The sequence below is a fragment of the Hoeflea algicola genome (assembly GCF_026619415.1).
Classification (GTDB): Bacteria; Pseudomonadota; Alphaproteobacteria; order Rhizobiales; family Rhizobiaceae; genus Hoeflea; species Hoeflea algicola.
On sequence record NZ_JAOVZR010000001.1, the window covers coordinates 4,529,315 to 4,542,996 of the forward strand.

Here is a 13,682-nt window from a genome sequence, read left to right on the forward strand (position 1 = left end):
GGTCTCCGGCAGCTGTTTAAAGCAGGTAAGCCGGCTCGAACCGGCCTTTGACAGGGTGGTCGAGGACGAACGTCATCCCGGCTTTCGGGTCATTGTCCAACTGCTCGGTGGACATGCCTTCCCGTGCTGAGGTTACCAGCAAGCGATCAGCATTGGCGCCGACAAAGGCCGGGCAACTGGTCTGGGTTGCCGGTACCGCCAGCGTCTTGATCCGTTTTCCCTCGGGCGAATAGGCATCCACGCACCCTGCGCCCCAGCGCGCGTTCCAGATCACGCCGTCGGCATCGCACACGGCGCCATCAAGCCCGCCGTCACCATCCGAATGGTCGAAAAACACGCGTGGCTCTCCAAGAGGCAGCGCAGTCTCGGGATCTATGTCCACCCGCATCAGCTTGTTGATTGCCGTGTCGGTGAAATAGGCGATCGCGCCATCGGGCGAAAAGCAGATCGCGTTGGGGATCGAGATCTTGTCAAACAGCACGCTCACGACGCCGCGCGCGACATGGTAGATCGCCCCGGCGCCAGGTTCGGCAGAAATGCCCATGGTCCCGACCCAGAGCGCGCCGCAAGGGTGCACCCGGCCATCATTGGAGCGGGTGTCGGGCGAATTGGCCTCGATCGGCGTGACCAGTTCCAGCGCGCCGGTCTTGACCTGACGCAGGTGCAGCCCGGTTTCCGTGGCGATGATCTGCCGGTCGTCGTCGACCCGCGCCAGCACGCTCGCCATCTGTGGCAACTGATGGCTTTTCACAACGCCGGTCTCTATATCAGCCTCGAACAGTTTCCGGCCGAGAATATCAAACCACCAGGCAGTCCCGGTGTGCTGGTCATAGGTAGGACCCTCGCCAAGCATGCAAGCTGGTGCGTTCAATGCGGAACCCTTGAAGACGTTGCGGTCGTTGCTCACAGTCCTTGCTCCGCAAGTGCGTCATACGCGGCAATTGCTTCCGCGCCGCGCTGCAGCACCTCGCTTGCAACCATGCCGGCCTTGTAGAGGCTCGAACCGAGTCCAAAGGTGCGGACGCCGATCTTGGCATAGGCCGCGAAATCGCCGTTTGAAACCCCGCCGACAGCACCGACGGGAACGTCTTTCGGCAGGATCGCCGATATCGCGTTGATGCCCGATGGGCCGAGCACGCTGGCGGGAAAGAATTTCAGCGCCGAAGCACCGGCAGCGCAGGCGGCAAGCGCTTCGCTTGGCGTAAACACGCCGGGCATGGTCACCATCCCGCGCGATGCGGCACGACGGATTACCTCGGGCTCGACATTGGGGCTGACCATCAATTGGCCGCCGACGTCATGGAGCCGGTCGACATCAGCCACCTTCAGCACCGTGCCTGCGCCAATCAGCACATCGGCCGGGGCACGCTTGGCCGCCATCTCGATCGAGTTGAACGGGTCCGGCGAATTCAGCGGAATCTCGATGGCGGTAAACCCGCAGTCAATCAGACCGTCAACGATCTCGATGGTCTCGGAAGGCTTGATACCGCGCAGGATCGCCACAAGACTGCGTTTCATGGGGGGAAGGGAATTCTGGTCATGCGCGTTTGCGATCTCCTGTTGTGGCCGAATAGCTGCGCCAGGCTTCCATCAAACCGCGCCTGACCGCCATGTCTGCATCAATGTCGCGGAGTTTTGCACCGCATTCCGACAGGGCCGCGTGATATAGTCTTTGCAACAATCCGCTTGCCACCAGGCCGACCTGCTCGCCGCCGCGAATGCCGGCGCCGGCGAGTTCAGTGCCAATCAGCAAGCCTGAAAGCCGCGCCCGGTTACAGCCCGCCTCAGTGGCGTGCAGCAATTGTCCGGCACGAAGCGAAAACAGATGATGGGTGGTTTTTTCGGGCCGTGCCCAGCCGTCCCGAACACCTGTCAGAAAAGCCGGATCCTGCGCATCCACCGGGCCGGCACCGCCGGTCGAATGAGCCAGAATGGTGTTGTCGTTGATGGCGGAAAACAGTTCGCCGGTCATGTAGGTTTCAAAACCGGTGACAATCGGGCCATCCATGGATACCCATTTTGAATGGGTTCCCGGCATGCAATAGCGCGCGCCGCCCGGCATTTCCAGATAGGCTCCGAGCAATTGGGTTTCCTCGCCGCGCATCACGTCGGGCTCATCGGTTGAACGGACCGCAAGGCCCGGAATGATGGCAATTTCGCGCGCCACACCGGGAACCCTGGTTGCGTTCTGGCCGATGCCGGTGACATTGGCGGGAATGTCAAGATAACCCGCTTCTACCCATCCCTGGCGGGATCCGGCCATGCCGCAGATGATGGCCGGCAATTCCCGCGGTGCCGATAATGTCGCCAGATGGCCTTCCAACACGGTCTCAAAGCCGCGCCCGGCGACTTCGCTCATGCCTTCATGGCTCCGGTGTTCGGCCAACACCGTTCCGCCTGCCGATAGCAACCAGAGCCGGAAGCTCGATGTGCCCCAGTCGACGGCGACAACGGCGGAGGGGACACTCACATCATGCCTCCGTCAGCAATCAGCACCTGCGCGGTGATCATGGCGGCGGCACTGGACGCCAGAAACAGACACGGCCCGACCATGTCTTCAGGTTCGATCGGGCGTTTGAGGCATTGCCGGTCAATCATCGCCGCAAGCCCCTCATCGGTCACCCAGAGTTTCTTCTGCCGCTCGGTCATCACCCATCCCGGTGCAATCGCGTTGACGCGGATGCCATCGGGGCCAAGCCGCCCGGCAAGTCCCTTGGTCAAGCCGACAATACCGGCCTTGGCGGCCGTGTAGGAGGGCATCGCGCCAATGTTGAGCATGTAGGATGTCGATGTGAAATTGATGATTGTGCCACGGCCGGCGGCAATCATCCCCGGGGCTACTGCCTTGGCGGCGAAGGCGACCGGCCGCAAATTGATGGCCTGATTGTTGTCCCAATACTCGCCGCTCATGTCGAGCAGTTCATGCCGGTCGTCGAAGGCGGCGTTGTTGACCAGAACCGTGGCCGGGCCATGGGCCTGTTCGGCTTGTTCCGCAGCGCGCTTGATGGCGTCAAGATCGGTCAGGTCGGCATGGATGAACAACGGCGCATGGCGCGCATTCTCAGCCAGTCTCAGCGCCAGCGCCTCGCTTGCTGCTTGGGCGATGTCAATGAAGGCCACCTTCGCGCCCTGATCGACGAAACCTTCCGTCAATGCAGCACCGATGCCGGTGCCGCCGCCGGTGATCAGCACCGCCGCGTCGACAAGATCTGGGTATCTGGGATGTGTACTCATGCTTCATTGTCCATTGCGTCAATCGTGATCTCAAGCCCGGTCTGGGCGTAAAGCGATGGCAGGCCGATGCCGACTGTTGCCAAGGCTTCACCGCCAAGCACGAAGCCGTCGTGATAAAGCGGGTTGTCGAATTTCCGGTTCGCTTTCTTGAGCGATTCCGTCACGGTTTCAAGCTGTACCCGATAGGCCCGTTCGCGGTCGAGGCCTGGAACCCGGATGCGTGGCGGAACGGTCGACCGGGGCCGGTCGATTTGCATCAGCACCAGCCGCGCGGCGCTCTGGTCGACCGCCACGCTTTGTGCGCCGATCAGCGTGTCATCCACCGTGCGAATTCGGAAGAATTTACCCGTGTGCCAGATATGGCGGTCGCGTTTGTGCCGCTCGATGGCGTCGCGCATGATCACCTTGTCTTCGTCACTCATCCTGGTCAGGTCGGCTTCCACGCCCATGTGGCCGTAGCTTGCCACCAGCGCGCGGAACCCGGCATGCAGGCCGCGGCCAGATGTGTGGCTCCAGGCCGGCCCGATATGCGCGCCCATCACTTCGGGCGGCAGAAAATAGGAAAACCCGGTTTGAATGCGCGCCCGTTCGACCGAATCATTGCTGTCCGATGTCCAGAACCGGTGGGTGCGCTTGAGGATCTCGTAATCGATGCGGCCGCCACCGGAAGCGCAGCTTTCGATCTCCAGCTTGGAAAACGCTGCGCCCAACCGGTCGAGCAGCGCGTAGAGCGCGCCCGTCTGGCGGTACACGGTCGCCCGTCCCGAGGAATCGCCGGGCAGCACCAGGTCGCGGTTCATGTCCCATTTCAGGTAGGCAATGTCATGATTGCTGACCAGCTCGGACAAGCGCTCGAACAGATACTCGCTGACATTTGGATTGGCGATGTCGAGCACCAGCTGGTTGCGCCCGGTCAGTCTCGGGTAGTTGCCCAGCCCCAGCACCCAGTCAGGGTGGTTCTGGAACAGCTCAGACTGTTGATTGACCATTTCCGGTTCTACCCAGAGGCCAAATTCCATCCCCAGCGAACGCACATAATCAGCGATCGGCTGCAGCCCGTCGGGATATTTGCCAGGATCGGGATACCAGTCGCCAAGGCTCGAGGTGTCATCGTTGCGGCCACGGAACCAGCCGTCGTCGAGCACGAAGCGTTCGGCGCCGATATCGGCGGCAGCATCGGCCAGTGCCGTCAGGCGTTCGTGCTTGTGATCAAAATAGATCGCTTCCCAGGTGTTGACTGTCACGGGCCGGGGTTTGTCGGGCACCGGAAACCTGATGATGTGTTTACGCACATGGGCGTGGAATTTCTGTGACAGCGCATTCATGCCGTTGTCGGAATGCGCCACATACAGCGTCGGTGTGGTCATCCGCTCGCCTGGCGGCAGTGTGCCTTCGCCCGAAAACAACAGCACGCCCATCTGCAACTGCACGTCGCCGGTGGTCAGCCGCTCCAGCACCATCCGGTGGTTTCCGCTCCATCCCAGATGCAGGCCCAGACATTGCCCGGTTTCCTCGTCTGTCATGGCGTTGAGCAGAATAGTGCCCGGAAACGCTTCGTGCGAGGTTCGTCCGCGCCGGTTTTCGCGCTTGGTCAGGCCCAGTTGAATGGATTGACGCTCGATCGCGAACTCGGCGCACCAGCGGCCGTGAAAGGCGAGATACTGGGAAAACTGCTGCGGCGGCGCGATCACCGGCGTCGACAACCAGTCGACCACAATCGGCGTGTCGCCATCATTGAGCAGGCTGCTGGAAAATGTCGCCACGTCAGTTTCGGGATCAAGCTCGACATTGAGATCCAGCAACAGCCCGCGATCGGCGTCGATCATGCCGAAGGTGACGCCGCTCTCGCGGATTTCCTGGCGGCTCACCGTAAACTGGCCGGCCCATCCTGGCGCGGTGCTCGATGGCCGGTGAGCGATCAGCGCCGGATGGCCGAGAAAGCCGCGGCCGATTTCCGGGTGCAGGCTGATGGCTGCATTGTCATCAAGCGTTGCCTGCGGCAGTGGCCGTTCGGAAATCGCCACCAGCACATCAAGGTCGATGTCGGCCGGCAGTTTCTTGCCGTGGTAGACGGCGATCGGAACGCCCGAACTCCAGGCAAACACCAGGCTGGTCGCTGCGCCGTCGAGCCGCAGGGTTTTGGTCAGTGTGGGCACGTGTGAACTAACCTTTCGTGGCGCCAAGTGTCAGGCCGGCAATGAAATGCTTCTGCATCAGGAAGAACATCAGCACCGGCGGCATGGCGGCGATGATTGATCCGGCAGACACCAGTTGCCATTGCGCGATCCATTGCCCGTTGAGCGAATAGAGCCCGGCGGTGACCGGTTGGGTCTCGGCGCTGGTGGTCAGTACCGTAGCCCAGAAATAGTCGTTCCAGATGAAGGTGAAGATCAGCACCGACAGCGCCGCGATTGCCGGTCGCATCAGCGGCACCACGATGTACCAGAAGATGCGAAACTCGGAGACGCCTTCAACGCGCGCGGATTCGATCAGTTCAAACGGCAGCCCCTTGATGAAGTTGCGCATGAACAGAGTGCAGAACCCCGACTGGAAGGCGATGTGAAACAGCGCCAGGCCGGTGATCGTGTTGTAGAGCCCGGTCGAGACGGTAAGATCGCGCACCGGCACCATCAGGATCTGGAATGGCACAAAGTTGCCGGCCACGAACAGGAAGAAAAGCACCAGGTTCATGCGAAACCGGTAAACGGCAAGCGCAAAGCCGGACAGGCAGGAAATCGCCACCGCTCCGATGACCGTTGGAATGGTCACCTTGAACGAGTTCAGGATGTAGCTGCCGATCGGCGAATTGTTGAACACGTCGGCATAGTTCGAGAAGGCGAGATAGCTCGGCAATCCGAAATAGTTGCCAGCGGCCAGATCGCTCGACGGCTTGAGCGAAGTCATGGCGACGCCAAGCAACGGCAGCAGCCACAGGATCAGGGCAACGGGCAGCGCCAGCTTGTAGAGGAACTGGATCGACGGAGAGGTCTTTTCGATGGCTATGGGAAACATCACACGCCCCTTTCGTCGCGGATCATCTTCCAGATGAAGCCGGAGATGAAAATCATCATGATGGCGAACAGGATGACGGCAATCGCGGCGCCATAGCCCATGCGGTAGCCATATTCCGAGAGCGCCTGTTCATACATGTAGAACGACAGCACGCGGGAGGAACCGTAGGGGCCGCCATCGGTCATGATCGACACCAGGTCGAACGAGCGAAGCGCTCCGATCACGGTAACCACCACGGCGATGAAGGTGGCGGGCCTGAGCTGCGGCAGGATGACATGCCAGAGCATCTTCCAGCCCTTGGCGCCATCGAGCCGTGCCGCTTCCACCTGGTCTGGCGCCACATTGTTGAGCCCGGTCAGATACAGGATCATGCAATAGGCGATCTGCGGCCAAAGGCCGGCGACGATGATGCCGTAGGTCACGTAACGGTCGTCCGCCAATACGGCGACACCGGTGCCGGTGATCCATTCGATCAGATTGTAGAACAGCCCGAAATTGGGGGCGTAGAACCAGGAAAAGATCAGGCCGACGACGACCTGGCTGATGACGAAGGGAAAGAAGAAAAGCGATTTGTAAATCCGGATCCCGGTGACCGTCTGGTTCAGGAACAGCGCGATGAACAGACCGGCGGGAACCGCCAGCATGTAAAGCGCCAGCCAGATGATGTTGTTCTTGAGCGAGGTGTAGAAGGCCTCGTCATCGGCCAGCTCGATGTAATTTTGCAGGCCCAGCCAGGTTTTGGTGCCGAGGCCGTCCCAGTCGTAAAAGCTCAGCCACATCGAGGCAATGATCGGGTAAATGACATAAAGCGCGAACATCGCAATGCCGGGGGCGAGAAAGATCCATGGCGCCAGCGCTCGCTGGTTTTTCTTCCAGACACCGACCTTGCGTTTGTTGGTGCCGGCGATTGCCGTTGTTGCTGACCCCGTCATGACTACCTCCCAGTGCGCATCCGGTCGTGCGCACGCTACATCCGCCGCCGGTCTCGTCAGGCCGTATAGAAGCGGCCGGGCGATCAGAAGACCGCCCGACCGTTTGTCTTATTTGTAAATACGTCCACGCGCCTTTTCGAGACGTTCGAGGATCTTGTCGACATTCTCTGGCTTGACCATGAATTCCTGGAAGCCTTCCATGCCGATTTTTGCCATTTCCGCTGGTGCGTCGCGGTCGAAGAACTGGGCGATGCCGCCGTCAGCCGTCGAAAGCATCTCGAACCCGGCCTGCAGGAACGGATCGTCGCCGACCTTCGCCTGGTTGTTGATCGGCAACTGGCCGAGAGCCTCGTTGACCTTGGTCTGGACGTCTGCCTGAGCAAGATATGCGAGGAACTTCTTGGCGTCGGGAACATTCTTGGCACCGGCCGTGATGTGGACGGTGTCGGTCGGTGCTTCTTCGCCGCGCGGAATACCCGGGGTGATTTCCGGGAACGTCATGAAGCCGAGCGTATCGTTGGTCATGCCGCCGTCCTTGAACACGGCCACGGCAAAGTTGCCCATGACATAGTTGGCGGCCTTGCCCTGAACCAGCAGCGTCGCAGCGTCCTGCCATTCAAGTGCTGCGTGGTTGGCGGTCAGGTAACCGGGCTCGACCAGCTTGGCCCATTCGGCAAAAGTGTTCTTTACGCGGTCGTCGGTCCAGGCCACCTTGCCGGCGGTGAGTTCCATGTGGAAATCATAGCCGTTGGTACGCAGGTTCATGTAATCGAAGATGCCGGCTCCGGGCCACAGCGCCTTGGTGCCGGTGGTCAGGCAATCAATGCCGGCTTCCTTGAACTTGGCGCAATTGTCGATGAACTGGGCCCAGGTAGTGGGAACCTCGACGCCGACCTGCTTGTAGACGTTTTTGTTGTAGTAAATGCCCCACTGATAATAGGTGTAGGGGATGCCCCACTGCTTGCCGTCGATGGTCATCGAGCCCTTGGCCGAGGCCAGTGTCTCGCCCAGATTATTGTCTGCCCAGACGTCGGAAACATCCTGAAACTGACCGGAGTTGACGAAGGGCGCCATGCGGTTGCCGGCATACCAGTTGGCCAGATCCGGCGAATCCGCGGTCAGGAAGTTGCGGATCGATGTCTTGTAGCCCTCATGGTCGAAGTTCTGCAGAACAACGTCGATGTCGGGGTTGGCGGCCTCGAAATCCGCGATCACGGCCTCGAAGGCCGCGAGAGGCGCCGGGTCAAAGTCGGCGTAATATTTCAGAGTGCGCTGCTCGGCCATTGCCTGCGTTGCCACAAGGGCAAGGGCAGCGGAGCCAAGAAGCGTCGATGTGAGTGAAAGCTTCATTCAGATATCCTCCCAGAGGTTGACCAAACTGCCGTTCCTTGGGTGTCGGCACCGCAAGCGCGGTCGCTCCACCTGCCGGGCGGGTAATCCTCCAAGATCACCCCGACAGCGTCAATTTTTGTTCCATTAATTGGAACTCAATTTGACTATTTAGAATTATCAATCTATGGTGTAGGGATTGTCAAGGTGCAAAAAGTGGCTGCATGGCCACCGCAGGCGTCGAACTGAAGCGAGCAGGCGTCATCGCGCAGGCTTAACTGCTTGAAGTCAGACAGTTTCCCTGTTGCGGCAACGAGGTGCTGTTGGGGAAGCAGGGGAGGGAATGTGGAGGATATGGAAGACAAGGCGAAAGCCGCGTCGGGTAATTCCGGCTCGCAAGCTGACCAACCTGCGCGCAGCCGGGTGGATACCGGGACGCTCGGCAAGGCGATTTCCGTGCTCGATATAGTCGCCTCCGCAGAAGAGCCGATGCGCTTTACCGATATTCTCGCCGTCTCCGACCAGCCGCGTGGCACCTTGCACCGGCAATTGTCAAATCTGGTCGAGGAGGGGTTGCTGTCATTGGGGCGCGATCATGCCTATTCCGTTGGCATCCGCCTGCTTAAATTCGCAGCCAAGGCCTGGGCCGGCAATCAGTTTCGAGCCATCGCTGAGCCGCATTTGCGCGCCCTGCACGACCTCACCGGCGAAACCGTGCATCTGGGCGTACTGCGCGGCAACGAGGTGATCTATCTCGACAAGGTCGAAAGCCGTCAGGCCGTGCGCATGTATTCGCAGATCGGCAATGCGTCGCCGGTCTACTGCACCGGTGTTGGCAAGGCGGCGATGTCGGCACTGCCGGAAGCCGAGGTGCAGGCCATTATCGCCACCATCAAGTTTCACCGCTTTACCGACAGTACGCTGATCACACCGAAGGCGCTGATGAACGAGATCGAAACGATCCGCGAATCCGGCAACGCCTTTGACCGCGAGGAGCATGAGCCCGGCATCCGCTGCGTTGCAGCACCGATATATTCAGTCGACAGGAGTTTCGTCGGTGGTGTCTCGGTTACCGGTCCGGCCTACCGGATTCCGGCTGCAACGCTGGAAGGTTGGGCTGGCCTGGTGCGCAATACCGCCGGCGCCGTGATGGAGGACATGGGCGCACGGCTGGGGCCACGGACATGAATGACTGGGTGGAAACAATGAGGGACGGCCGCAGGGTCGCCGCAAACCGGCGAGGCCGGAGATTTGAAAGGGAGTGTCATGGCAGGGCTTGAATTACGTCAGGTGAAGAAGTCTTTCGGCAGCGTCGACGTCATCCACGGTGTGGATCTGGACATCGAGGATGGTGAATTCACGGTATTTGTCGGCCCGTCGGGTTGCGGCAAGTCGACGTTGTTGCGGTTGGTCGCAGGGCTCGAGGCAACAACCAGCGGCACATTGTCGATCGGCGGCCAGGATGTCACCGACGTCGAGCCGGCCGACCGTGGCGTCGCCATGGTGTTCCAGTCCTATGCGCTTTACCCGCATATGACGGTTGAGGAAAACATGGGGTTCGGTCTGAAGATGACCGGGCATCCGGCAGCCGAGATCAAGGAGCGGGTCAGCGGCGCTTCGGCTATCCTGCATCTCGATCCGCTGCTGCAGCGCAAGCCCAAGGCATTGTCGGGTGGCCAGCGACAGCGGGTTGCCATCGGTCGCGCCATCGTTCGCCAGCCCGAAGTCTTCCTGTTTGACGAACCGTTGTCCAATCTCGACGCCGAACTCAGGGTGCAGATGCGCCTCGAAATCGCCAAGCTGCACAAGGAACTCGGCGCCACCATGATCTACGTGACCCACGATCAGGTGGAAGCCATGACCCTGGCCGACAAGATCGTGGTGCTGCGCGCGGGCATCATCGAGCAGACCGGATCGCCGCTGACGCTCTATGATGATCCGGACAATTCTTTCGTTGCCGGCTTTATCGGGTCGCCGCGGATGAATTTCCTGCCTGCCACAGTTGTGGGATCCAGCGGCGAAACCCTGACCGTGCGGCTTGACGATCTCGACGCCATTGAGGTTCCGATGACCATTCGCTCCACTCACCCCAAGCCGGGTGCGCAGTTGGAGCTCGGCATCCGGCCGGAGCATTTCGATCCGGCTGGCAGCGTCCAGGTTTCGATGCCGATCGACGTCATCGAAAACCTCGGCGGATCGTCATTCGCCTATTCACGCTCGGATATGGAACAGCCACTCACCATCGAACTGCGCGACAACCGTGAGGCGCGCGAAGGCGAAGTCCTCAAAACCGGTTTCAATCCAGTGCGTGCCTTTCTTTTCGATGCGCAGTCAGGCCTGAGGCTGCGCTGAGCGCGGCGCGATTAATGGCAAAAGGCCCGGATCCAGTGTGGATCTCGGGCCTTTTGCATCTGTCTTGATACGTCTATGCCGTTGGCAGACGGTAGTCCTTGAGTTGCTCGCGCAAGGTCGTCTTCTGGATCTTGCCGGTCGCTGTGTGCGGAATTTCGTCGACGAACACCACATCGTCAGGCATCCACCATTTGGCGATCTTGCCTTCCAGAAAACCGAGCAAGTCAGTTTTGGACGGTGATTTTCCTTCCCTGACCACGATCACCAGCAGCGGCCGTTCGTCCCATTTTGGATGGGCGACGCCGATCACCGCAGCTTCCGCGACATCGGGGTGGCCCACCGACAGGTTTTCGATTTCGATCGACGAGATCCACTCACCGCCTGATTTGATCACGTCCTTGGCCCGGTCGGTGATCTGCATGTAGCCATGCCGGTCGACATGGGCGACATCGCCGGTGTCGAACCAACCCTCCGTGTCGAACTGCTCGGCTCCACGCGCCTTGTAGTAGGACGACGACACCGCCGGTCCGCGAACCTTGAGGCGTCCGAACGTGGCGCCATCCCAAGGTAGCTCATTGTTCTCGTCGTCGGTGATTTTCATTTCGACCGTGAAGGGCGGGTGGCCCTGTTTGTTCTGCAGGTCGAGTTTCGCCTCGCCCTCCAGGTGTCGGTATTCCGGTTTCACCGAGCACAGTGTGCCCAATGGGCTCATCTCGGTCATGCCCCAGGCGTGGATGACATCGACGCCATAATTGTCCTGAAATGCCTGGGTGATCGCCCGTGGACAGGCAGAGCCGCCAATCACGACACGGTTCAGGTCCGGCAGTTCCCCGCCTTCCTTTTCCATGTACTGCAGCAACATCAGCCACACGGTCGGCACCGCCGCGGTGATGCTCACCTTTTCCTCGGTGAGCAATTGATAGATCGATTGTCCGTCCATCCCGGGGCCCGGCATGACCATGGCGCACCCCGACATCGGCCCCGAGAATGCGGTTGACCAGCCATTGGCATGAAACAGCGGCACCACCGGCATCAACCGGTCGCGTGATGACAGGCAAAGCATGTCGGGCTGCAGCGCCATCATCGCATGCAATACGTTCGAGCGGTGGGAATAGACCACGCCTTTGGGGTCGCCGGTGGTGCCCGATGTATAGCACATTCCTGCTGCCGTGCGTTCGTCGAAGTCGGCCCAGGCGAAGTCGCCATCGACCTCGGCGATATAGCTTTCATAAGAGACAGTGTTGGCAAGCGAGGTTTCGGGCATGTGCGCGTCGTCGGTCAGGATGACGATTCGCTCCAGGCTCGGCACTTTCGGCGCGATGATTTCGACAAGCTTGACGAAGGTGAGGTCGACAAACAGCATTCGGTCTTCGGCGTCGTTCATGATCCAGGCGATCTGATCGTGAAACAGCCGTGGGTTGAGGGTGTGGTAGACCGCGCCAACACCGAGGACCCCATACCAGGTTTCCATGTGTCGCCAGGTGTTCCATGCCATGGTGGCAACCCGGTCGCCGATTCCAATCCCGTCACGGGCAAGCCTCTGCGCGAGTTTGAGTGATCGTGCGTGGATTTCGCCGTAATTGGTTCTATGAAGGGGGCCTTCCACAGAGCGGGAAACAACCTCCCGCTGGCGGTGATAAATTGCCGCATGGTCTATCACTTTGTGGCAGAGAAGCGGCCATTCTTGCATCATTCCCAGCATGTTTACCCCTTGAACTCTCTTGCTTTTAGTCGTGGAACAGTATGTCCCAAAATGCCGCTTCGACAATACGAAAATTTGTGGTGCAATCATTTTGCATCCGGTTTCCTTTGGTATAGCTTTGACCAAGGGATTTGCCGGGAATGCGCAGTCACAATGAAAAATCGAACACGTTGACGAATGTCGCCTCGACGGCAGTCACCTATCGTTTATGGAAGGAAGCGGATGGCCTATTCACCCGGAAATTCAATTGTCAGTTCGGGCGGACGTCGCTTCGCCAAATCTATCGCGAGTATTGCGAAGTTCGAATTGAAACGGTTTTTCCTGCACCGGCCGGGTAACAAATGACCAAGCGCGGTCGGCCAGCCAAGGATCAGGCGGATCTCTTGAGCCGATTGGGTAAATGCACAACACAGTTCGATATTTTCCGCTTGTTGCGGGAGCTTGCAGACGCTTACGGGTTCAACTATTTCTTCATCGCCAGTTCCCCTGATCAGGGACCGAAGACTTTTGCCGACATGATGATCATCACCTCCGCGCCGGCAGCGCTGGTGCAACGCTATGAAGACAGCGGCTTGATCAAGAACAGCCCCCTGGCCGACGCCTTGAACGGTATTGGCGCACCGGATGAGTATCGTCTTGACACTCCGGACCTGTCCACGTCACCCGCGCGGCAGACGGCTTTGAGCGCGTTTCGAAAGGATTATAATCTCGATTGCTGGTTCATTGTTCCGGTCTACCATCCCGACCATGGCCCGGCGGCAGTCTGTTTCCTTGGCAAACGCGAGGCGATGGACTTCACCGAAAAGGCAAGCCTCGCCTTGTTCGGGCATGTGGCGCATCACAAGCTGCGGTTCGTTTCGGCCAAGCCCGCCAAGGTTGATTCACCCCTGACGGAGCGTGAACGCGAGTGCCTGGTCTGGACCTCGGCGGGCAAGACATCGGTGGAAATCGCCCGGATTCTCGACCTGTCGGAACATACGGTCAATCACTATCTCAACAATGCCGCGCGCAAGCTCGACGCTGTCAACCGAACCCAGGCGGTCGCCTATGCGATCCGCAATAGCTTCATCGATTAATCATTAGCAAGCACTGCCGCGCCCACCGGTATCGGCCCGTGCGCG

The 13,682-nt window shown here is 59.8% G+C and carries 12 protein-coding genes; 3 read left to right on the plus strand and 9 right to left on the minus strand.

The features are described from left to right. Positions 1-16: 16 nt before the first annotated feature. The 8 genes from OEG84_RS21960 to OEG84_RS21995 all read right to left on the minus strand — a co-directional run bounded on the left by OEG84_RS21960 (position 17) and on the right by OEG84_RS21995 (position 8,528). Positions 17-853 carry an SMP-30/gluconolactonase/LRE family protein gene (locus tag OEG84_RS21960; protein ID WP_267655731.1) on the minus strand — a complete coding sequence of 279 codons (837 nt, stop codon included), beginning with the start codon at positions 851-853 and terminating at the stop codon, positions 17-19. Between the two features lie 50 nt (positions 854-903). Beyond that, on the minus strand, positions 904-1,518 hold the full coding sequence (locus tag OEG84_RS21965; RefSeq protein WP_267655732.1) for a 2-dehydro-3-deoxy-6-phosphogalactonate aldolase: 615 nt from the start codon (positions 1,516-1,518) through the stop codon (positions 904-906). A 19-nt stretch (positions 1,519-1,537) separates the two neighbouring features. Further along, positions 1,538-2,470 carry a 2-dehydro-3-deoxygalactonokinase gene (locus OEG84_RS21970; protein WP_267655733.1) on the minus strand — a complete coding sequence of 311 codons (933 nt, stop codon included), beginning with the start codon at positions 2,468-2,470 and terminating at the stop codon, positions 1,538-1,540. Continuing rightward, positions 2,467-3,234, minus strand: a complete 768-nt coding sequence (locus tag OEG84_RS21975) for an SDR family NAD(P)-dependent oxidoreductase (RefSeq protein WP_267655734.1) — start codon at positions 3,232-3,234, stop codon at positions 2,467-2,469. Before OEG84_RS21975 ends, OEG84_RS21970 begins: the two co-directional genes overlap by 4 nt. Next, entirely contained in the window at positions 3,231-5,390 is a 2,160-nt protein-coding gene (locus tag OEG84_RS21980) for an alpha-galactosidase (protein WP_267655735.1), read from the minus strand. The genes OEG84_RS21975 and OEG84_RS21980 overlap by 4 nt, the downstream gene beginning before the upstream one ends. 7 nt (positions 5,391-5,397) lie before the next feature. Further along, on the minus strand, positions 5,398-6,246 hold the full coding sequence (locus OEG84_RS21985) for a carbohydrate ABC transporter permease (protein ID WP_267655736.1): 849 nt from the start codon (positions 6,244-6,246) through the stop codon (positions 5,398-5,400). Continuing rightward, positions 6,246-7,178: a carbohydrate ABC transporter permease gene (locus tag OEG84_RS21990; protein ID WP_267655737.1), complete on the minus strand. Its 933-nt coding sequence runs from the start codon at positions 7,176-7,178 to the stop codon at positions 6,246-6,248. The genes OEG84_RS21985 and OEG84_RS21990 overlap by 1 nt, the downstream gene beginning before the upstream one ends. A 108-nt stretch (positions 7,179-7,286) precedes the next feature. Continuing rightward, positions 7,287-8,528 carry an ABC transporter substrate-binding protein gene (locus tag OEG84_RS21995; RefSeq protein ID WP_267655738.1) on the minus strand — a complete coding sequence of 414 codons (1,242 nt, stop codon included), beginning with the start codon at positions 8,526-8,528 and terminating at the stop codon, positions 7,287-7,289. Positions 8,529-8,861: 333 nt separating this feature from the next. Between OEG84_RS21995 and OEG84_RS22000 the strand changes: the two genes are divergently transcribed. Then, positions 8,862-9,695, plus strand: a complete 834-nt coding sequence (locus tag OEG84_RS22000) for an IclR family transcriptional regulator (protein ID WP_267655739.1) — start codon at positions 8,862-8,864, stop codon at positions 9,693-9,695. Positions 9,696-9,773: 78 nt separating this feature from the next. Next, positions 9,774-10,859 carry an ABC transporter ATP-binding protein gene (locus OEG84_RS22005; protein WP_267655740.1) on the plus strand — a complete coding sequence of 362 codons (1,086 nt, stop codon included), beginning with the start codon at positions 9,774-9,776 and terminating at the stop codon, positions 10,857-10,859. Positions 10,860-10,932: 73 nt separating this feature from the next. Here the strand turns inward: OEG84_RS22005 and OEG84_RS22010 are convergent, their stop codons facing one another. Further along, positions 10,933-12,561, minus strand: coding sequence for a long-chain-fatty-acid--CoA ligase (locus OEG84_RS22010; RefSeq protein ID WP_267655741.1), 1,629 nt, complete (start codon positions 12,559-12,561; stop codon positions 10,933-10,935). Between the two features lie 341 nt (positions 12,562-12,902). Between OEG84_RS22010 and OEG84_RS22015 the strand changes: the two genes are divergently transcribed. Further along, entirely contained in the window at positions 12,903-13,637 is a 735-nt protein-coding gene (locus tag OEG84_RS22015; protein WP_267655742.1) for a helix-turn-helix transcriptional regulator, read from the plus strand. The last annotated feature ends 45 nt before the right edge of the window (positions 13,638-13,682 follow it).